Below are 20,333 nucleotides of genomic sequence, written 5' to 3'. Positions count from 1 at the left end.
GCTCCCCGGAGTCACACGTCTCGGTCGTCCCGCGGCGCCGCCCGGCCGGTCCACCACAGCAGGAACGCGGCGAGTAGAAACGCCGCCCCGCCGAGGAGAAATGGGAGCTTCAGCCGATTCCAGATCGTCCGCGGACCGAACGTCACGCCGGCAGGAGCAATCGTGACCCATTCGGACTGTGGTTCGTTCGAGCACCACCACGCCGCCGCCCACTGAGCGAGCCCCGCAACCACGAGCAGCGCGCCCCAATGACGTCGCGTCACCCCGCCGCCTCCCGCAGGCGGTCCAGCACGGATTGCGTCCGGAGGGCGAGCTTCAGCCCCTCCTCGTCCCCGCCGGCCCGGATCGCTGCGGCGACGCGGGTGAGGAATTCGGCCTGCGGGTCGAACCCCGGCAGCTCGACGCGGGAGGCGTCGCCGCGGCGGTCGTGGCGGAAGTGCCGCACCTTCGCCGGGTCGCGGGGCCGGGTGAAGTCGTCGCAGACGAGGCTGCCGGCCGGGCCGGCGAACTCGATCCAGTTCCGCCACGCCGTGCGGTAGCTCACGTCGAACCCGGCGGTGCGGCCGCCGGGGAAGGTCAGCAGGCCGCTGGCCGCCACGTCCACCGCCCCGGCGGCGTGGGTTTCCCGGGTGAGAGAGCAGGCGACGTGCACCGGGTCGGCATCGAAGGCCCACAGGGCGGCGTGGACGCAGTACCAGCCGAGGTCCAGCAGCACGCCGCCGCCGCGGGTCGGGTCGAGGCGGTGCTCGTCGGCCTCCCAGCCGTCGGCGTGGAAGCTGAAGGCGGCGGTAACCCGGGTCAGTTCGCCCAGTTCCCCGCCGCCCAGCGCGGACCAGAAGGCGTCGGCCCGGGGGCTGCGGGTCCACTGGGTCCCGTCGATCAGGGCGACGCCAGCCGCCCGGCAGGCGGCGGCGAGGGCTTCGGCGTCCGCGGCGGTCGGGGCGAGCGGCTTTTCGCACAGTACCGCCTTACCGGCCTCCGCGGCCCTTCGCCCCCATTCCAGATGGAGGTGCGGCGGCAGGGCGAGGTACACGACGTCCACGTCGGGGCTCGCCACGACCTCTTCATAGGAGCCCGCCACGGGAACGCCGTGCCGGGCGGCGAAGGCGGCGGCCCGGGCGGGGTCGCGGCTGCCGATCGCCGCCGCCGTCACCCCCGCGGTGCGGCTCATCGCCGCGGCGAGTTTGGCGGCGATCCGCCCGGCGCCCAGCAGGCCGAACCGCAGGGGGGCGGGGGCGTCGGTCATGCCGTCGACGGGAGGGGGTTCAGGTTTTCTCGCCGGACCGGGATGAGGACGACGACGCGGCGTAGTCCCGCAGGCGGATCAGCCGACTTTCGGAGAGCACCCGCTTCAGGGCCCGGAACAGTTCGGCCCGGACGCTCCGCAGGCTGGCCGGCTGGGCCAGCACGCGGCAGGTCCCGCTGGCGTGCAGGGCGTTCTTCTTCTTCGCCTGCCCCGCCGTGACCAGCGCCACCACCGCGAGCGGCTCGCCGCTGACCCCCTGGGCCTTCAGCGTGCCGAACAGGCCGAACAGGTCGTCGCCCAGCGCCTCGCCCATCAGCAGGACGGCGTCCGGCGGGTCGAGTTCGATCAGGGCGAGGGCGTCGTCGGCGCCGTCGCAGGTCGTCACCTCGAAGCCCCGCTTCGAGAGGTATTCCGAGACGATGCCCCGCTTCGACGGGCGGTTTTCGACCAGCAAAAGTTTGGGCAGCGGACGGTCGCCGCCGCCTTCGTTCAGGTCGAGGTCGCTGGAAGCGTCGGCGAGGTCCGGCGCCCCGGCGCCCGCCTCCCCGGGATCCGGGGCGTCGTCCAGCGAGGCGGCGAGCGTCCGCAGGGCGGCGGCGGCCTCGGCGGCGGTCTGGTAGCGGGCAGTCGGTCGCCAGGCCATCAGCTTGCCGACCACCGCCACCACGGCCGGCGGCAGGTCCGGGGCGAGGTCCACGATCGGGGTGACGTCCCGGTAGCGGCTGACCTCGCTCCGCTCGCTCCGCACCGCGGTCGACGGCCAGGGGGGCACGCCGGTCAGCAGTTCGTACAGGATCGACCCGAGGAAGAAGAGGTCGCTGCGGGGGTCGTCGCGGGGGGCCTGCGTGGCCTTCTCCAGGGTGGAGTACTCCACGGCCCGCAGGTCGGCGCCCTCGTCCCCCTCCCCGCCCAGGCCGAAGTCGACCAGCTTGGCGTTGCCGAGGGTGTCGAACAGCACGTTGCCCGGTTTGAGGTCCCGGTGGGTGATGCCGTAGCGGGCGGCGTGGGCGAGGCCCTCGGCGATATCCAGGGCGATGCCGACGGCGTCCTTGGGACTGAGCTTCCCGCGGATTGTGAGGAAGTCCCGCAGGTTGCCCCCCTCCACGAAGTCCATCGCGAAGTAGTGCCGGTCGCCGTCGGCCCCGACGTCCCGGATCGGCACGATGTTGGGGTGATCGAGCTTGGCGGCCATGCGGGCCTCCTTCTCGAACGCCGCCACCTGCCGCGGGTCCGAGGCGTGCCGGCCGCGGAGCACCTTCAGCGCCACGCTGCGGCCGTCCGGGGCCTCGGCCCGGTACACCCGGGCGAAGGCGCCGGCGGCGTTGCGGTAGATCAGCTTGTAACCGCCGATCACCAGCGTCTCGATCTCCCCGTTGCGGGCCAGCTCCGCCTGGAAGTTGGTCAGCGTGCCGGCCTCCTCCAGGGCGTCGATCAGCGCCTCCGGCGTCCGCTTGGAGGCGGGCACCGAGGAGAGGGCGACGTCGAACTGCTTTTGTTCGATCAGGCCGCCGTCGGTCAGCCGTTTGGCCAGCTCTTTGACCGTCTTCGCCGGCCCGGACGGCTTTTTGGAGAGGAACCAGGCCACGGCGGACGCAGTGAGAGGAATGCGGGGAGCCCCGCGCGGCCCCTCAGTGTAACGCCCCCGCGGAACGGTGGGAGCGTGATCGGGACGCGGAGGGGGTCAGGGCGGAGGGTCGGGGATCGCTCAGGCCCGATCGTAGAGCGCGACGCACCGCTCCAGTCGGGCGCCGCCGTCGGGGGCGGCCGGGTCGTCGGCGACGGCGAACTCCGCCGGGCCCCACATCGAGGCCCCCGCGTGCCGGCCGTCCGCCGACAGAAGGTAGAACTTCAGCCCGAAAGTCGGCCGGCCCTGCTCGTCCCGCAACCGGTCCGGCGTCGTCGCGGCAACGCGTTTCAGAACCTCCAGCCCCGCCTCCGCCGGGCTCATCCCGCCCCGCATCAGTTCGACCGCGGCGAAGGAGCAGAGGTTCTGCAGGTTCGCCTCGCCCCGCCCCGTGCTGCCGGCGCTGCCGACGCCGGCTTCGCAGTACAACCCCGCCCCGACGATCGGCGAGTCGCCCACCCGGCCGGGAATCTTGAAGGCCAGCCCGCTGGTCGTCGTCGTGCAGCCCAACTCGCCGGCGGCGTTGATCGCCGAAAGGTGAATCGTCCCCGTCGGCCGCGGCGTGCGGCCGGCCCGCAGCGCCCGGGCGAGTTGCGGGCTGTCGTCGCAGCACTTCCGCAGAGCGGCGGCGTCGGCCGGGTCGGCGGGGGCGGGCAGCCAGTCGTCGTCGGCGGAGAGTTCCTCCTTCCACCTCAACCACAGCCGCCGGGCCCGGTCGGTGAGCAGGTCCTCCTCCTTGAACCCGTGGGCCGTGGCGAAACGGCGGGCGCCCTCCCCGACCAGTAGCACGTGATCGGTCCGCGTGCGGACCAGCTCCGCGATCCGGGCCGGGTGCATGACGCCCCGCAAACTGGCGACGGCCCCGGCGGTGTGCGTGGGGCCGTGCATCACGGCGGCGTCGAGTTCGACCACGCCGTCTTCGTTCGGCAACCCGCCCAGACCGACGGTGAGGTCCTCCGGGTCGGCCTCCACCAGCCCCACGCCCTCGATCGCCGCCGCCAGCGGGTCGGCGCCCGCCCCCATTCGCGTTACGGAAAGTTTGACCGCTTCGAGCCCGTTGGCGCTGGCGACCGCCTTCCCCCGGAAGCCGGGGGCGGGGCCGGCGTTCGCTGGCGGTTTCGCCGGGGACGGACGCACGCTCGGCGACGCCGCCCCCAGGGCGGCCAGCGGGGCGGCGGCGAGCAGCGAACGGCGGGGCAGCGACATCGGCGAACTTCGTCCGGAGAATCGAATCGCGAGCCGCCCGCACCATACCCGGCGCGTCGCGGCCGGGCGACAGACGGCTTACATTCGCCGTCTCCGATCGATCCTCCGACGGCCCGCCCCGGCATGCCCCGTTCGTTCCTCTCCGATTTGCGGGGCGCCGCGTTCGTCCTGCTGACGCTGCTCGGTTCGGCCGCCGCGGCGGAGCGGCCGGACATGCTGATCTACCTCGCCGACGACCACTCCCGCCGGGACTGCAGCGTGTACGAGGGCGGCCTGATGGAGACGCCGCACCTGGAGGCCCTGGCGGCGGACGGCATGACCTTCTCCAACGCCTTCGTCGCCTCGCCCACCTGCGCCCCCAGCCGGGCCGCCCTGCTGACCGGCCTGATGCCCGCCCGCAACGGGGCCGAGGAGAACCACAGCTTCCCGCGGGAGGACGTGACCAAGCTGCCGACGGTGTTGCGGTCGCTGGGCTACGAGGTCGCCGCGTTCGGCAAGGTGGCCCACGGCCGCTCGGCGAAGGACTACGGCTTCGACACGTTCAATCTGGCGAAGGACCTCAAGCCGCTGCGGAAGAACGTCACCGAATACCTGCGGAACCGCACCTCGGACAAGCCGCTCTGCCTGTTCGTCGGCATCAGCAACCCGCACGTCGGCTGGCCGGAGGAGACGTCCTACGACCCGGCGGAGATCACGCTGCCGGCGACCTTCCTCGACACCCCGCAAACCCGCGTCCAGCGGGCCCGCTACCAGCAGGAAGTGAAGGAACTCGACGCCTTCCTCGGCGAACTGCGGAGGCTCGCCGCGGAACATCTGCGGCCGGACCCGCTGGTCGCCTACACCAGCGACCACGGCGCCCAGTGGCCGTTCGGCAAGTTCACCCTGTACGACGACGGCGTCCGCGTCCCGCTGATCGTCAGCTGGCCGGGGCGGGTCGCCGCGGGAACCACGTCGGAGGCGCTGGTCAGTTGGGTCGACCTGCTGCCGACGCTGATCGAACTCGCCGGCGGCGAGGCCCCGGCCGGGCTGGACGGTTACTCCTTCGCCGACCTGCTGGTCGCTTCGGAACCGCCCCTCGGCGACGTGCACCGGGCGGCGATCTTCACCACGCACAGCGGCGACCGGGAGTTCAACGTCTACCCGACGCGGTCGATTCGCACCCCGCGCTGGAAGTACATCCGCAACCTGCACCCCGAATACGCCTTCACCACGCACATCGACCTGCTGGTCCGCAAAACCTCCGGCGACTACTGGCTCGAATGGGTCGAGCGGGCGCAGACCGATCCCGCCGCCGCGGGGGTCGTCCGCCGACACTACGACCGGCCGGCGGAGGAACTGTACGACTTGGAGACGGACCCGCTGGAGCAGCACAACCTCCTCGCCGATCCCGTCGGCCCGGCCGCCGCCGGCGTGCGCGACGACCTCTCCCTCCGGCTGAGCGCCTGGATGAAACGGCAGGGCGACGAGCAAACCGTCTTCAACGAGCCCCGCCTGCTGACCGAACCGGACCGCTGGCGGCCGGGCCTGCTGGCCAAGCCGGCGCCCTGAACCCGGCCGTGTCGGCGAACCCCGCCGCCGCGGCGGGCGTCCGGCCGACGTTCGCTAGCCTTTCCGCCCCGTCCCCGGGCACACTCCCGCGCATGTCTGATTCCGCCGCCTCCCTCCCCCCGCACCGCCCCCAGCCCGCCGCCGCCGGCGGGCCGAACCGGTATTCCGCCCGCATCACCGCCCCCAAAAGCCAGGGGGCCAGCCAGGCGATGCTGCTCGGCACCGGCCTGACGCTGGACGACCTGAAGAAGCCCCAGGTGGGCGTCGGCAGCGTCTGGTACGAGGGGAACACCTGCAATATGCACCTCCTCGATCTGGCCGCGGAGGTCAAAACCGGCCTGACCGCCGCCGGGCTGGTGGGGATGCGGTTCAACACGATCGGCGTCTCCGACGGCATCAGCATGGGCACGGAGGGGATGAGCTACTCCCTCCAGAGCCGCGACCTAATCGCCGACAGCATCGAGACGATCGTCGCCGCCCAGTGGTACGACGGCCTCGTGACGCTCCCCGGCTGCGACAAGAACATGCCCGGCGCCGTGATCGCGATGTGCCGGCTCGACCGGCCGTCGATCATGGTCTACGGCGGCACGATCCAGCCCGGCTGCCGCCCCGGCCGCACCCCGGCCGCCCCCGGCGGGATGAAGAACGAAAACCTCGTCCCCGACGCCCAGCAGAACGACGGCGCCGAGGAAGAAGGCGACAAGCTGGACATCGTCTCCGCCTTCCAGAGCTACGGCCAGGCGATCGCCGGCAGCATCACCGAGGCCGAACGGCAGGAGATCGTCGCCAACAGCTGCCCCGGCGCCGGCGCCTGCGGCGGCATGTACACCGCCAACACGATGGCCTGCGCGATCGAAGCCCTCGGCCTCAGCCTGCCCTACAGCAGTTCGATCCCCGCCACCGACCCCGGCAAGGTGCAGGAGTGCCGGGCCGTCGGCGAAGTGTTGAAGGACTGTCTCGAAGCCGACCGCAAACCCTCCGACCTGCTCGATAAAACCAGCTTCGAGAACGCCGTGGCCCTCGTCACCGCCCTCGGCGGCAGCACGAACGCGGTGCTGCACCTGCTCGCGATGGCCCACGCCGCGAACGTGGAGTTCACCCTGGACGACATCGCCGCCGTCTCCGACCGCACCCCGTACCTCGCCGACCTCAAACCGTCCGGCAAGTACGTGATGAGCGACCTGCACGCCGTCGGCGGCACCCCGGCGGTCATGAAGCGGCTGATCGCCGCCGGCCTGATGGACGGCTCCCGCCCCACCGTCACCGGCAAAACCCTCGCCGAAAACGTCGCCGACCTGCCGGACCTGATCGAGGGCCAGCAGATTATCCGCCCGGTCGACAATCCCATCAAACCGACCGGCCACCTGCGGGTGCTCAAAGGCAACCTCGCCCCCGGCGGCGCCGTCGCCAAGATCACCGGCAAGGAGGGCCTGCGGTTCAGCGGCCCGGCCCGCTGCTTTAACAGCGAGGAAGACATGCTCGCCGGGCTGGAGGCGGGCAAGATTCAGAAGGGGGACGTGGTGGTGATCCGCCACGAAGGCCCGGTCGGCGGCCCGGGGATGCCGGAGATGCTGACCCCCACCAGCGCCATCGTCGGCGCCGGCCTGGGCAACGACGTGGCGATGGTCACCGACGGCCGTTTCTCCGGTGGCTCCCACGGCTTCATCGTCGGCCACGTGACCCCGGAGGCCCATGTCGGCGGCCCCATCGGCCTGATCCGCGACGGCGAAACCGTCACCGTCGACGCCGAATCGAACAGCCTGACGGTGGACCTCTCCGACGAGGAACTGGCCCAGCGGAAGGCCGACTTCCCCCTCCCCCCGCCCCGCGCCACCCGCGGCACGCTGGGCAAGTACGTCAAACTCGTCTCCGACGCCAGCCACGGCTGCGTGACGGACGGGTGAGGAGCTATGGCCTCCGCAGTGCGGACTGGCTGGTAGACGCCCCACACGGGGTGCCACCTATTAGGAGGGAATACAGCAGGGTATAGCTACACCAAACGAAGCTCACGCATCTCATGGCAATTACTTAATCCGACAAGTGGAAGGCGAAGCTCGCTTCATCGAGCCTCCCCCTTGAATTCGAGATGGCGAAGCGGTTGGTCCGCACAGGCTTTTCCACCACTGTCGACTACACATACGAAAGGGAAGACGCAGGCCAAAGAAAAGATTTCTCGGTCGATATACATGCAACAGCAACGACGCCGTTCACAGATGAAAATCGCATGTCGTCTGATCTTCACCTTCTTGTCGAGTGCAAACATAGAAGACCTGGCATCAACTGGCTGTTCCTGCCTGACCCAAACCGTCCCGACTACTCACCATTCACTCTCGGCCAAACCATACGTGCCGCCGACGAGTTCTCCATGCGAATCTTGAGCCCAAATGCGACTGTAGCGTTTGACGAGAATTTAGACTTGTGTGCTAAAGGCGTCGAGATAGATTCGCATGAAGGAGGCGTAACGGACTGCAAGATTCGACACGGATTGACGCAGCTTCAGTATGCCCTTCCCCGCCTGGTGAGTTCGTGCTCAGCTTGGAGCATCGCCCCCACAGCAGAAGAGAGCTTGCCATACTTCTACTGCCCAATCTTGGTTACGAATGCGGAAGTGTATGTGGCGAGAAAAGGGTTCTCGTCCGGATCCGTAAATTCTGCGAAAGGGCCTGAAGACCTCGGGCGGCGGGTGCCATGGTTAGTCACGTACGTAGACTACGGGCCAGATTTCGAGCGACACTGCGAACGCGCTTGCAGCTCCATCCATTCGGTCAGCGCAACTACGTTGTGTAAGATTGATGCTGCGCGGAGTGCAGCAGGGGAGCACGACTTCAGCCTGCCCTCAAGAGTTCGCGATGCTCTCACAGGCGCTGAGAGGTTTGCTTTGCATTCGCGATTCACCCAATTTGTCGTATGCGAGGCAAGTTCATTCGGCGACCTGCTAAAGAGCATCAAGAAGATCGTTAGCCAAGCGGCTACGAAAGCCCAACAGATCGAATTTGCATAAGAACCGGACAAATAACCGGGCGGGTGGCATTGTTCTGTGTGCCATGCTCTCACCGGCCGGCGGAGCGGCGGCGGAGCCGGACGGGGTGAGCATGCGGAGCGACGCCCGCCCCCGCAACAGGCCGTCGGCGTCGCGCTCCATGCTCACCCGTCTGCTGCGTAAGAGCAGGGCGCCCCGCGACTCACGACGGCTTCACGTCCAGAAAACTGAGGTGATGCGCGGCGTGGGCCGCGTGAAAACGGTCGAACGTCTCCGGCGTCAGCCCCCCGAATCCCGGGTGCGGGTGGAGGCGGTCGCGGCGCGTCCGGTAGCGGTCCACGCACTCTTTGAACGACGCGACCTCGGCCGCGTCGTCCAACCCCGCCGGCGGGACGAAGCGGGCTGCGGTCTTGATCCCGCTGGGGGACCGCCCGCGGAGAAGCCGCGGCAACATCACGCGTCGCAGGATCGGCCGAAGGGGCAAGCCGAGGGCGGTCATCCACCAAGGGTACCCGTCGACGTTCGCGTCGATCGTTAATTTCAGGTGCCGACAGATCTGCCCGAGCGTCCAGTTGCCGTGCCGGACGTAGCCGGAGCGAAGGAGCCGATCGCACTCGGCGTTCACTTCGGCCAAGTCTTGGAGCAGGAGTTCGCGTCGCATTTCGGCGGCTATTGACTTGGAGCGGGACGAGAGCGAAACGAACGCCGGGCGCCGCGGAGCGGGGTGAACATGCGAGCGACACCCGGCCGTCGCCAGCGAAGCCGCTTCGCTCTCCATGCTCATCCGCGTCCGGCGTGAGCGCATGGGACGCCGCACGGGGGCGACGCCGCACCCGGCTTGGGGGAAGCGGGCCGCCGCCGTACCATCCGCCTCCCGCACGGACGTTCAGCAGCGAGATCCCCATGCCCCGCCCCCCCCGACCGCGGCCGCCGCAGCCGTCGCCCGAAGCCCTCTCCGCCGATCACTCCCGGGCCGCCGCCGGGATCGAGGGGAAAGAAGCGCCGGACGACCTCACCCCGGCCCAGCGGGCCGCGGTAGAGCACTTCCGGGGGCCGCTCTTGGTGCTGGCCGGGCCGGGGTCGGGCAAGACGCGGGTCATCACCCGCCGCATCGCCCGGCTGGTCGAGCGGGGCGTCGACCCGCGGCAGATCCTCGCGATCACCTTTACCAACAAGGCGGCCGGCGAGATGGCCGACCGCGTCGCCGCCCTGCTGCCCGGCACCCGCGTCTGGGTCAGCACCTTCCACCGCTTCTGCTCCCGGCTGCTGCGGAGGTACGGGCAGGCGATCGGGCTGAAGGAAAATTTTAGCATCTACGACACCGCCGATCAGACGGCGCTGTTGCGGCGGGTGCTCAGCGAAAAGGACGTCGACGCCGCCGCCTACCCGCCCGGCCAGTTATTGCACCGCATCGGCCGGGCCAAGAACGAAATGCTGACCGCGGAGCGGTTCCGGCTGAAGTTCGAACACGAGGTCGGCGACCACATCGAAGCCGTCCTCGCGAAGGTCTATCCGGCTTATCAGAAGGCGCTGCTGGACAGCAACGCCGTCGACTTCGACGATTTATTACTCCACGCCGTCACGTTATTAGAGGACAGCCCCGAACTGCGGGAACATTTGGACGACCGGCACCGGTTCATTCTCGTCGACGAATATCAGGACACGAACCTCGCCCAGTATCAATTGGTGAAGGCCCTCTCGCAGGACCACCCGAACCTCTGCGCGACCGGCGACCCGGACCAGAGCATCTACGGCTGGCGGGGGGCGAGAATTGAAAACATCCTGCGATTTGAGCGGGACTATCCCGGGGCGAAGGCGATCCGGCTGGAGGAAAACTTCCGCAGCACCGGGGCGATTCTGTTCGCCGCGGACGAATTGATCGCCAACAACGTTCACCGGAAGGCGAAGAAGCTGATCGGCGTGGGCGAGGAGGGCGAGGCCCCGCGGCGGCTGTATTGCCGCGACGGCCGGCACGAGGCGGATTTAATCGCCGAGGAGATCCACGACGCCGCCCACGCCGGCAAATACAAACCGGCGGACGTGGCGATCTTTTATCGGGTCAACGCGCTCTCCCGGGAACTGGAACTGGCGCTGAGCCGCCGGGGGGTCCCCTATCAGGTCGCCGCGGGCACGGCGTTCTACGACCGGATGGAGGTCAAGGACACGCTGGCCTATCTGCGGTTGTTGGCGAACCCGGACGACCGCGTCGCCTTCGCCCGGGCGGTCAATAAACCGAAGCGGGGGATCGGCGCCACGACCCAGCGACGGGTGTTGAACTTCGCGGACGCGAACGGCCTCGACATGCTCGAAGCCGCCCGCCGGGCCGGCGAGGCCAGCGGGGTCAGCAAGCGGGCCGCCACGCTGGTCGGAAAGTTCGCCAAATTAATTGATTCCCTCAGCGAGAAGGCCCACGGCCCGGTCGCCCCGCTGGTGCGGGCCGTGTTGGACGAAAGCGGGCTGGCGAAAGCCTGGGCGGAGGGGGACGAGGAGGAGATGCAGCGGCTGGCCAACGCCGACGAACTCGTCACCGCCGCCGCCCAGTACGACCACGACCAACAGGGCGCCGGCTCGCTCGACGGCTTTTTAGAGACCACCGCCCTGCTCGCGGACGCCGACACCGTCGAGCCGGAAAGCGGGCAGGTGACCTTAATGACGCTGCACGCGGCGAAGGGGCTGGAGTTCCCGGTCGTGTACGTCGTCGGCGTGGAGCAGAACTTATTGCCGCACGAACGCAGCCTGCGGTCGCACGACGGCCGCGAAATTGAGGAGGAACGCCGGCTGATGTTCGTCGGCGTGACCCGAGCGATGAAAAAACTCACCGTCACCCACGCCCGCAAGCGGGAGGTCCGCGGCCGTCCGCAGCACTGCGTGCCCAGCGACTTCCTCACGGAGATGACGCTGGACCTCGACGACCGCAGCGGCGGCGACGAATGGGGCTCTCGCAGCTACGACTTCGAAGACTTCTCGCAGGAGCCGGCTGACCACGACGTCCCCGAGTGGGAACACCCCCAAACCGACGCGGACGAACCGCCGGACCAGACGGAACGCCCCGCGAACGTCGGCTCGCTCACCCAGAATAAACTGCGGCTCACCACCGCCGCCGGCCTGCTGAACGGCGAGACCAGCGGGGCGGAGATCCCGCTGGGGTTCCAGGTCGGCCAGACCGTCCGCCACCCGCGGTACGGACTGGGCACGGTGACCCACAGCGACGGCAGCGCCCGCAACCGCCGCGTCAGCGTGCTGTTCGAGGACGGCGACAGCCCGAAGACCTTCGTCGCCAGCAAGGCCCCGCTGCAGCCGGTGGGGTGAGGAGGGGAAAGGGGAAAGGCGTAAGGCGTAAGTCTTGAGCCGGTCGATCAGAATTCTACTTACGCCTTACGCCTCGCCCCTTCCCCCTGAGTCCGATGCCCCCGCGTTTTAAACCGAAGGCCGGCAGTCGGTTCGCCGCGGCCCAGGCGGCGCCGGGGCTGGCGGCGCACGCGTTAGGTTTTCAGACCTATCTGAAGGCGGAGTGCGGCATGGCGGCGAACAGCGTCGCGGCGTACGTCCGCGACCTGAACCGCTTTCTGGATTGGGTGAAGGCGCAGCCGTCGCGGAACGTCGGGCCGAACGCGGTCACGCTCGAGTTTCTGCTCGACTATCAGGCCGACCTGACCCACGCCGGGTACGCCCCCTCGACGGTGGGGCGGCACCTCGTGTCGCTCAAGCAGTTCTTCCGCTACCTCGTGCTGGAGGGGGCCGCGACGGAGAACCCCGCGGAACTGCTCGATTCCCCCAAACTCTGGGACCGCCTGCCGGCCGTGCTCAGCCCGCAGAAGGTGGAGGCGTTCCTCGACGCCCCCCAGGCCCCCGCCGGCGCCGGGGAGAATGAGCGGGCGCTGGTCGTCCGCGACCGGGCGACGCTGGCCCTGCTGTACGCCACCGGTTGCCGGGCCAGCGAGGTGGTGGGTCTGAAGGTCGCCGACGTGCGGCTGGGCGGCGGCTGGGCCCGCTGCCTGGGCAAGGGGAACAAGGAGCGGGTCGTCGGCCTGAACCCCCGCTGCCGGGCGGCCCTGGAGGCGTACCTCGCCGACGCCCGCCCCCTGCTGGCCCGCGACCGGCCGAGCGTCTCCGGCGAGGGCGCCCCGCTGCTGCTCTCCCGCACCGGCCGGGCCCTGACCCGGGCGACCGTCTGGGACCTGGTGAAAAAATACGCCGCCCTCGCCGGGTGCAGTTCGAAGGTCAGCCCGCACACGCTGCGGCACAGTTTCGCCACGCACATGCTCGCCGGCGGGGCCGATCTGCGGGCGCTCCAGGAGCTGCTCGGCCACGCCAGCATTCGCACCACGCAGGTGTATACCCACGTGGAGCACACCCGACTGAAGGCGGTTCACGCCAGGCACCACCCGCGGGGATGAGGGTCCGGCGACGCGGGAGAACCGCTGAGCGTTCCCGTAGGGTACGCATCCACGAACGCCACGCCGTCCGCCTCGCTCGCCCCGCCGCCATGACGCCCGCCCCCGATCGCTTCCCCGCCCCGCGGTTCCGGCTCGGTTCCCTCGTCGCCCTGCTCCTCCTCGGATGGAACGGGACGGGCCTGGCCGCCGAGGCCGCGAACGACGCCGCGGACGAGCGACCGAACATTCTCTGGCTCACCAGCGAGGACAACAGCGTCGACTGGATCGGCTGCTACGGCAATCCGCACGCGGACACCCCGCACATCGATGCGCTTGCCGCCGAGGGGCACCGCTACCCGTACTGCTTCGCCAACGCCCCGGTCTGCGCCCCGGCCCGCAGCACCTGGATCACGGGGATGCACGCCCTCTCCATGGGCACGCACAACATGCGGAGCCGCTATCCGATCCCCCACGATCGCATCGCCTATTACCCGGACCTGTTGAAGAAGGCCGGTTACTACGTCGGCAACGCCCGGAAGACCGACTACAACATCGGCGGCCGGCCGGACGGCGAAGCGTGGGACACGAATAAAATGGACTGGAAGACGCTCAAAAAACAGCAGCCGTTCTTCATGGTCCTCAACACGACCAAGTCCCACGAATCGAAGGCCTTCGGAGACGTCACCAAGACGACGCACAGCCCGGAAAACGTGCGGGTGGCGGAATATCATCCCGACATCCCGGTCATCCGCCAGAACTACGCCCACTACCACGACCAGGTGAAGAAGATGGACGCCGACATCGGGGCGGCGTTGAAGCAGTTGGAGGAGAGCGGTTTGGCGGAGAACACGATCGTGGTTTATAACTCCGACCACGGCGGCGTGATCGCCCGCAGCAAGCGGTTCCTGTTCGACAGCGGCACGCACTGCCCGCTGATCGTCCGCATTCCGGAGAAGTACAAACAGCTCCGGCCGGGCGAACCGGGGCGGCCGGTGGAGGACATCGTCTCGTTCGTTGATATGCCGAAGACCTGGCTCTCCCTCTGCGGGGCCGAAACGCCGGACTATCTGCAGGGCAAGGTCTTCCTCGGGCCGGACAAGGAAACGCGGGACGATCACGTCAGCTTCCGGGCCCGCATGGACGAACGCTGCGACAACGTCCGGGCGATCCGCGACCGGAAGTTCCTCTATATCCGCAACTACATGCCCTACGCCCCCTGGGGTCAGCATCTCAATTATCTGTGGAACATGGAGGCGACCCGGGCCTGGGAGGAGCACCACCGGGCGGGCCGGACGAACGAGATCACCGGCCGGTTCTTCGGCACGAAACCCCGGCACGAGCTGTACGATACCGAGGCCGACCCGGACAACGTCCACAACTTGGCGGACGACCCGAAATACGCCGCCGAGGTGGAGCGGATGAGCGCCGCGCTGGACGAGTGGCAGCGGGAGATCCACGACTCCGGCCTGTTGCCGGAGAGCGAGGTCGTCCGCCTCGCCGACGACGCCGGGCTGACGATCTTCGAATTCGTCCGCGACCCGCAGCGCTACGACGTGCCGGCGCTGCAGGCGGCGTCCGCGGCCGCCCTCGCCGCCACCCCGGCGGACCTGCCGGCGCTGACCGAGAAACTCTCGTCCGACGACCTCGGCCAGCGGTACTGGGCGACGGTGGGCTGCTTCCGGGTGCAGGAGCGGGACGCGGGCGCCGTCGATCTCGAGGCGATCCGGGGCCTCCTCGACGACGAATCGCACCACGTCCGGACGATGGCCGCGTGGATCCTGTTTCGGGCCGGCGAGCGGGACGCGGCTCAGGCCTGCTGGAAGGAACTGCTGCGGGAGGACAGCTACGCCTCGCTGAAGGTCCTCAACGTGATCGATTGGATCGGCGAGGGCTTCGAGCCCTACGCGGAGGCGATCGCGGCGTGCGACTTCAGCCACGGCGGGTACGTGGACCGGATGAAGGAGTACGCCGGCGTCGGCAAGAAAAAGGGGGCGCGGCAGTGACGGGCCGCCGGTCCGCCCCCGCGGGGCGGCGGCGGTCGGCAGGTTGGGGAAGTCCCCCGGTCGAAGGTCGCCCCCCGGCGGACTACCATTCGGTCCCGCCGGCGGACGATCGCCGCCCTGCCCCGCCCGCCCCGAGCGCCCCCCGCCGTGTCTGACGCCGCGCCCGACGCCCGTTTCGCCGAGGGTCCGGGATTTGATTGGCGCCCCCGCACCCGGGTGCTGTTCGGCCCCGGCAGTTTGACCCGGCTGGGCGAACTCGTCGCGCCGCCCGCCGCCTCCGGGGAGGCCCCGCTGGGCAAGCGGGCGCTGGTGGTGACCGACCCCGGCGTCGTCGCCGCCGGCCACGCCGCCGCGGGGGCCGAGGCGCTGCGGGCCGTCGGCGTGGAGACGTCGGTGTTCGAGGAGGTGCGAGCCAACCCGACGACCGCGGACGTCGCCGCCGCGGTCGCCGCGGCCCGCGATCATCGGGCCGACCTGCTGATCGGCTTGGGCGGGGGCAGCGCGATGGACGTGGCCAAGGGGGCGAACTTCTTGCTGGCCGGCGGCGGGGCGATGCGGGACTACCACGGCGTCGGCAAGGGCCGCGGCACGTTCCTGCCCAGCGTCGGCGTGCCCACGACGGCCGGCACCGGCAGCGAGGCCCAGTCCTTCGCCCTCATCGCCGACGACGAAACGCACATCAAGATGGCCTGCGGCGACGGCCGGGCGGCCTTCCGGGCGGCGCTGCTGGACCCGGACGTGATCGCCACCGTGCCCGCCAAGGTCGCCGCCCCGGTGGCGATCGACGCCGTCTCCCACGCCGTCGAGACCGCCGCCTGCCGGGTGCGGGGGGAACTCAGCGGCATGTTCGCCCGCAAAGCGTTCTCCCTGTTGGCCCGCAGCGTGCGTCCGTACCTGTCCGGGGCGGCGACGGCGGAGGACCGCGCCGCGATGCTGCTGGGCGCCCACCTGGCCGGGGCGGCGATCGAACTGAGCATGCTCGGCGCCGCCCACGCCCTGGCGAACCCGCTGACGGCCAAGTACGGCACCACGCACGGCGTCGCCGTGGGGCGGATGCTGCCGCACGTGGTTCGGTTTAACGCCGCCGACCCCGCCGTCCGGGCGATCTACGAGGATCTCGCCGCCGCGGGGGGTCTGACCCCCTCGGCGGCGGCGCTGGCGGAGTTCCTCGACGGCCTGCTGCCCTCCGCCGGCGTCAGCGGCGGGCTGGGCCGGGCGGGGGCCTCCGCGGACGACCTGCCGCAGCTCGCCGAACTGGCCGCCGAACAGTGGACCGCCGGCTTCAACCCCCGCCCCGTCACCGCCGCCGACCTCGAAGGGCTCTACCGATGCGCGTTCTGACCGCCCGCCTCGCCGCCGGCCTGGCCGCCGGTTGCCTGCTCGCCGCGTCCGCCGCCGGGGCGGACTGGCCCTCCTTCCGCGGCAACCCGCAGCTCACCGGGACGACGACGGACACGCTCCCCGACGCCCCGAAGCTGCTCTGGACCGCCGACGCCCCGGACGGCGTCGCCGCCACCGCGGCGATCGTCGGCGACCGCGTCTACACCGCCGGCCTCTCCGGCACGCTGCACTGCCGGGACATCAAGACCGGCGAGCCGATCTGGACCTATCAGACGGAGGAAGTCGGCAAGTTCCGCCCCGGGTTCCTCAGCTCCCCGGCGGTGGCCGACGGGCGGGTCTATCTGGGCGACGAAGACGGCTACCTGCACGCCGTCGACGCGGCGACCGGCAAGCCGCTGTGGACCTTCGAGACCGGCGCCGAGATCATCAGCAGCCCGACCCCCACGACGATCCCCGGGGAGAACGGCGAGGCGCTGCCCGTCGTGCTGTTCGGCTCCTACGACGCCAAGCTGTACTGCCTGTCCGCGGAGGACGGCCAGCTGCGGTGGGAACTGGAAACGCAGGGCCGCGTGCACTGCACCCCCGCCGTCATGCCCGGTCCGGACGGCGCCGCCCGCACCTTCATCGCCGGCTGCGACGAGCACCTCCGCGGGGCGGAAATTGCCGACGGTTCGGTCACGCTGGACGTGGAAATCGGCACCTACCTCATCGCCTCCCCCGCGGCGGTGGACGGCACGGTCTACTTCGGCACCTACGCCGGCGACGTGCTGGCGGTGGACGCCTCCTCCGAGACCGTCCCCGGGGCGGACGTGCCGGAGGCCGAGGCCGTCGTCTGGCGGGCGGAGCCGGACGGGCAGTTCGAATACAAGTCCAGCGCCGCGGCGACGGCCGACCGGGTGTTCGTCACCGGCGGCGACAAGGTCGCCAAGGCCCTCGACCGCAAGACCGGCCAGCAGGTCTGGGAGTTCCTGCTGCGGGCCGCCAGCGAGAGCAGCCCGGTCGTCACGGGCGTCGGCACGGGGAACGAGCGCGTCTGGTTCGGCGGCGGCGACCGCACGCTGCACTGTCTGAACGCCGCCGACGGCACGGAGGTCTGGTCGCAAAACCTCCGCAAAGGCATCGTCGCCAGCCCCGCGGTCGGCGGCCCGGACGGCGCCACGGTGCTCGTCATCGGCACCGAGGGCCCGAACGGACAGTGGTTCTGCTTCGGCGGGTAAAGGCCCGGTGAGCCCGGAGCGCAAGCTCCGGCCGACGAGCGAAGCGAGCGCGTTCCGATTCCGACGCACCGCCGGAGCTTGCGCTCCGGGCTCACGTCCTCTTTAATTCATCCGAAAATTGCTGCCGTCCAGCCCGTCCAGCGGGGGCCGGGCGGAGAGGCGGTCCACTTCCTCCCAGGCCCCGTACGGGTCCGGGCCGAAGATCGGGTCGGCGGGGCCGTCGAGGACCGCGTCGGCGTCCACGACCCGCCAGTCGGCCCGGGCGAGTTCCTGCTCCAACTGGCCCGGCCCCCAGCCGGAGCAGCCGGAGAACACCCGGTAGCGGGTCTCCTCGTCGCCGGCGTCCACGGCGTTGACCAGCCCCTCGAACGCCTCCCGGCTGTTGCCGACGAACAGGCCGGAGCAGACCGGCAGTTCCCCCTCGGCGAACTCCACGCTGTTGTGCAGCACGAACAGGGCGGCCGGCTCGACCGGCCCGCCGGAGAACACCGAGTCGGCGCCCTCCTCCACCTCCAGGTGACCGGAGAGGGCCCGCCGGACGGTGGTGTCCGTGGGCCGGTTGACGACCAGCCCGAAGGCGCCGTCCTCGCCGTGCTCCACGAGCAGAACCAGCGTGCGGTAGAAGTTCGGGTCCCGCAGGTGGCGCCCGGCGACGAGGATGCGACCGCGGAGCGACCCGCCGCCGGGTTCGTCGTCGCCGGGAACGTCCCGTTCGTCCCGCTCCTCCCGCCGGGGGGCGTCCCGGTCGGCCCGGCCGCGGGAGGGGCGACTCGTCTTGGAACGGTCCCGCTCCGACGATTCGGAGCGGGGACGATCCGGCTCCCCGGGGGAGCCGGCGGGTTCCGACGGGTCGGAGGGCGGGGAGGCCATGAGCCGCACTCTAACGCCGCCCGACGCCCCGTACAGCCCCCTCCCTCCTCCGGGGCGCCGCGATCCGGCGGTTCAGAACGGCCCGAACGCCCCGGGGCCGCCCCACCCCGGCCCGTAGCCGCCCCAGCCGGCGCCGTAGCCGCCGCACCACCCCAAATCGGCCCCGCAGCAGCCCGAGTCCGGCACGAGTCCCCCGCAGAACCCAAGCCCAAGCCCGAGCCGACCGTGGCCGCCGCCGCAGGGCTCGCACCCGACGCCGCAGGGTTCGTACCCGCCGCCGCACCCGCAGGCGCCGCCGCCGAAGTGCGGTCCGCCGTAGGGACCGAAGGCCCCGCCGACGCCGTCCCCGAGCGGCCCGTCGCCCCCGAGGGCGTAGCCGGGCACGCCGTACCCCGCGACGCCGGCGTGAGCCGGGGCGAAGGCCGCCGTGGCGTAGCTCGGCGTGGGGCCGTAACCATGCGAGCCGGCGCCGTAGCCCGCCGCCGCCGGCAGCGGGCGAACGCTGGGTTCGGCCTGCGGCGGCAGGGCGTACGCCCGCTGCGGGGCGGACTCGACCACGTCCGGCCCGGTCGGGGCGAACGGATCGGCCGGCGCCGTCGGCTCGGCGTCGAGCGACAAGCCGTCCTGCGGCGCCCCGTACGGACTGGGCAGCGGATTCCGCAGACCCGGCAGCGACGGCGGGCTCAGCGGCACGCGGTCCGCCGACGCGTCCCCCTCCGGCCCGCCCTTGGCGGCGTCGATCCGGATCGGCTCCGGCGCCTCGATCGCCTCCGGGTCCGTCGGCAGCTCCGCCCCGCCCTGCGGTTGCGCCGGGGCGGCGGCGTCCGCCGGGGCGTCGGTCCCCGTCAGGCCGAACGAGGGGTCCGCGGCCTCGGGACGCGGCGGCATCGCGTCCTCGGACGGGGGCGGCACGGCGCCGGCGGGTTCCTCCCCGACGAGCCCGTCCGCCGGCCGCGGCGGCGCCGGGTCGCCCGGCCGCGGGGCGGTGAGGGGCGCCCGCTCGGCGTCGTCCTGCCGCCGGGTCGGCGCCGCCGCCACCCGGGCCAAACGCTGCGGCGCCGTCCGCTGCGGCACGGGCGTGAACCCGCCGTCGCCCGCCGTCCCCGCCGAAACGGCCGTCGCGGGCACGCCGGCCGCGGGCACGCCGGCCGCGAGCACGCCGTAGGGCGACGCCGTCCACCCCGTCGCGCCCCGGGACGGCGCCGCGTACGCCGGCGCCGCCGGAACCGCAGGCCGGCCGAAGGAAGACCGGCCGAAGTACGGGTCGGCGGCCGGGGCGAGCGTCCCGTACGGCGCCGCGACCGCGGCCCGGTTCGCACAGGGGCAGCCGGCGACCGCGGGCGAGCCGCTCAGCGGGGCCGCGGCCAGCCCCAGCAACCCGGCCGCGGCGACGACGCCGGCGGCCCGCCAGCCCCGGGAACCGGCCAGGCGCCCGAACCGACGCAGCCCGAAGCCGCCCGGCGGGGCCGCGGCGTCCTCGACCGTGACGGTCGGCTCGACGCGACGCGGGGCGGGCGCCGCGGCCGGGGCGGGAGCGAAAGTAAAGAGGGGACGATCGTTCACGGCGGGGACCTCCATGCGGGGTGGGGAGAAGCGGGGCGACGCGGTCCGTCGCAGCCCCGACCCGCGTGCGGAGTCGCCGCACGGCTGCCGAGGCCGACGACACTACCCGCCGCCCCGCCCGCCTGCGGTCGGTTTGCGGCTTAGAGAAACCAATCCGCCCCGCGGGCGGCCGACGCTCCCGTTCCTCGCGGATGCGCCCGCTTCGCGCCCGCGGAGGCCGGACTTTTCATCGCTTTCATTCAAGACGCGACCGCCGCCCGCCGGGGGCCCTTATAACGCTCTTCAACGCTCTTCCGACGGCCGTAGCGGGGGCGACGCCGGCGTCCCGGACCCTTGAAGGGTCCGGGACGCTCCGTCTG

At 71.1% G+C, this 20,333-nt stretch carries 14 protein-coding genes; 7 read left to right on the top strand and 7 right to left on the bottom strand.

What is annotated here, in order from left to right; translation table 11 throughout:
- Positions 1–11: 11 nt before the first annotated feature.
- The 4 genes from ACG2DA_RS07915 to ACG2DA_RS07900 form a co-directional block, all read right to left on the bottom strand.
- Positions 12–146, bottom strand: coding sequence for a hypothetical protein (locus ACG2DA_RS07915; RefSeq protein WP_395255013.1), 135 nt, complete (start codon positions 144–146; stop codon positions 12–14).
- Between the two features lie 113 nt (positions 147–259).
- Entirely contained in the window at positions 260–1,246 is a 987-nt protein-coding gene (locus ACG2DA_RS07910) for a Gfo/Idh/MocA family protein (protein ID WP_395255011.1), read from the bottom strand.
- Between the two features lie 19 nt (positions 1,247–1,265).
- Positions 1,266–2,831, bottom strand: a complete 1,566-nt coding sequence (locus tag ACG2DA_RS07905) for a protein kinase (RefSeq protein WP_395255010.1) — start codon at positions 2,829–2,831, stop codon at positions 1,266–1,268.
- Between the two features lie 120 nt (positions 2,832–2,951).
- Entirely contained in the window at positions 2,952–4,076 is a 1,125-nt protein-coding gene (locus ACG2DA_RS07900) for a N(4)-(beta-N-acetylglucosaminyl)-L-asparaginase (RefSeq protein ID WP_395255009.1), read from the bottom strand.
- A 123-nt stretch (positions 4,077–4,199) separates the two neighbouring features.
- Here ACG2DA_RS07900 and ACG2DA_RS07895 point away from each other — a divergent pair, with 123 nt between their 5' ends.
- Both ACG2DA_RS07895 and ilvD read left to right on the top strand, forming a co-directional pair.
- Complete coding sequence (locus ACG2DA_RS07895; RefSeq protein ID WP_395255008.1) at positions 4,200–5,624, top strand: sulfatase; 1,425 nt, start codon at positions 4,200–4,202, stop codon at positions 5,622–5,624.
- A gap of 92 nt (positions 5,625–5,716) precedes the next feature.
- The gene (ilvD, locus tag ACG2DA_RS07890) at positions 5,717–7,528 is read left to right on the top strand and encodes a dihydroxy-acid dehydratase (protein WP_395255007.1); all 1,812 of its coding nucleotides are present in this window, start codon (positions 5,717–5,719) and stop codon (positions 7,526–7,528) included.
- Between the two features lie 1,278 nt (positions 7,529–8,806).
- On the opposite strand, the gene ACG2DA_RS07885 is transcribed toward ilvD, so the two are convergent.
- Positions 8,807–9,265: a DUF1569 domain-containing protein gene (locus ACG2DA_RS07885; RefSeq protein ID WP_395255006.1), complete on the bottom strand. Its 459-nt coding sequence runs from the start codon at positions 9,263–9,265 to the stop codon at positions 8,807–8,809.
- A 242-nt stretch (positions 9,266–9,507) separates the two neighbouring features.
- On the opposite strand from ACG2DA_RS07885, the gene ACG2DA_RS07880 reads away from it, so the two are divergent.
- From ACG2DA_RS07880 to ACG2DA_RS07860, 5 genes are all read left to right on the top strand, one after another.
- Positions 9,508–11,913: an ATP-dependent helicase gene (locus tag ACG2DA_RS07880; RefSeq protein WP_395255005.1), complete on the top strand. Its 2,406-nt coding sequence runs from the start codon at positions 9,508–9,510 to the stop codon at positions 11,911–11,913.
- A 95-nt stretch (positions 11,914–12,008) separates the two neighbouring features.
- Complete coding sequence (locus tag ACG2DA_RS07875) at positions 12,009–13,001, top strand: site-specific tyrosine recombinase (RefSeq protein ID WP_395255004.1); 993 nt, start codon at positions 12,009–12,011, stop codon at positions 12,999–13,001.
- Between the two features lie 89 nt (positions 13,002–13,090).
- Complete coding sequence (locus ACG2DA_RS07870; RefSeq protein WP_395255003.1) at positions 13,091–14,983, top strand: sulfatase-like hydrolase/transferase; 1,893 nt, start codon at positions 13,091–13,093, stop codon at positions 14,981–14,983.
- Between the two features lie 147 nt (positions 14,984–15,130).
- On the top strand, positions 15,131–16,324 hold the full coding sequence (locus tag ACG2DA_RS07865; protein WP_395255002.1) for an iron-containing alcohol dehydrogenase: 1,194 nt from the start codon (positions 15,131–15,133) through the stop codon (positions 16,322–16,324).
- Positions 16,312–17,541 (top strand): PQQ-binding-like beta-propeller repeat protein, encoded by a 1,230-nt coding sequence (locus ACG2DA_RS07860; protein ID WP_395255001.1) that lies wholly within the window; start codon positions 16,312–16,314, stop codon positions 17,539–17,541. Before ACG2DA_RS07865 ends, ACG2DA_RS07860 begins: the two co-directional genes overlap by 13 nt.
- A 102-nt stretch (positions 17,542–17,643) precedes the next feature.
- On the opposite strand, the gene ACG2DA_RS07855 is transcribed toward ACG2DA_RS07860, so the two are convergent.
- Together ACG2DA_RS07855 and ACG2DA_RS07850 are read right to left on the bottom strand one after the other, a co-directional pair.
- Positions 17,644–18,411 (bottom strand): YqgE/AlgH family protein, encoded by a 768-nt coding sequence (locus tag ACG2DA_RS07855; RefSeq protein WP_395255000.1) that lies wholly within the window; start codon positions 18,409–18,411, stop codon positions 17,644–17,646.
- 72 nt (positions 18,412–18,483) lie between these two features.
- Entirely contained in the window at positions 18,484–19,974 is a 1,491-nt protein-coding gene (locus tag ACG2DA_RS07850; protein WP_395254999.1) for a hypothetical protein, read from the bottom strand.
- Between the last annotated feature and the right edge of the window lie 359 nt (positions 19,975–20,333).

This window comes from Alienimonas sp. DA493, from assembly GCF_043951915.1.
Classification (GTDB): Bacteria; Planctomycetota; Planctomycetia; order Planctomycetales; family Planctomycetaceae; genus Alienimonas.
The sequence above is the reverse complement of the archived record's forward strand: the minus strand, read 5'-3'. Positions and strand labels throughout refer to the sequence as shown.

Bases quoted from the DNA above. Each gene is read 5' to 3' on its own strand.
- ACG2DA_RS07895 (WP_395255008.1), top strand. From the start codon at position 4,200: ATGCCCCGTTCGTTCCTCTCCGATTTGCGGGGCGCCGCGTTCGTCCTG.
- ACG2DA_RS07855 (WP_395255000.1), bottom strand. From the start codon at position 18,411: ATGGCCTCCCCGCCCTCCGACCCGTCGGAACCCGCCGGCTCCCCCGGG.
- ACG2DA_RS07900 (WP_395255009.1), bottom strand. From the start codon at position 4,076: ATGTCGCTGCCCCGCCGTTCGCTGCTCGCCGCCGCCCCGCTGGCCGCC.
- ACG2DA_RS07870 (WP_395255003.1), top strand. From the start codon at position 13,091: ATGACGCCCGCCCCCGATCGCTTCCCCGCCCCGCGGTTCCGGCTCGGT.
- ACG2DA_RS07875 (WP_395255004.1), top strand. From the start codon at position 12,009: ATGCCCCCGCGTTTTAAACCGAAGGCCGGCAGTCGGTTCGCCGCGGCC.
- ACG2DA_RS07910 (WP_395255011.1), bottom strand. From the start codon at position 1,246: ATGACCGACGCCCCCGCCCCCCTGCGGTTCGGCCTGCTGGGCGCCGGG.
- ilvD (WP_395255007.1), top strand. From the start codon at position 5,717: ATGTCTGATTCCGCCGCCTCCCTCCCCCCGCACCGCCCCCAGCCCGCC.
- ACG2DA_RS07860 (WP_395255001.1), top strand. From the start codon at position 16,312: ATGCGCGTTCTGACCGCCCGCCTCGCCGCCGGCCTGGCCGCCGGTTGC.
- ACG2DA_RS07885 (WP_395255006.1), bottom strand. From the start codon at position 9,265: ATGCGACGCGAACTCCTGCTCCAAGACTTGGCCGAAGTGAACGCCGAG.
- ACG2DA_RS07880 (WP_395255005.1), top strand. From the start codon at position 9,508: ATGCCCCGCCCCCCCCGACCGCGGCCGCCGCAGCCGTCGCCCGAAGCC.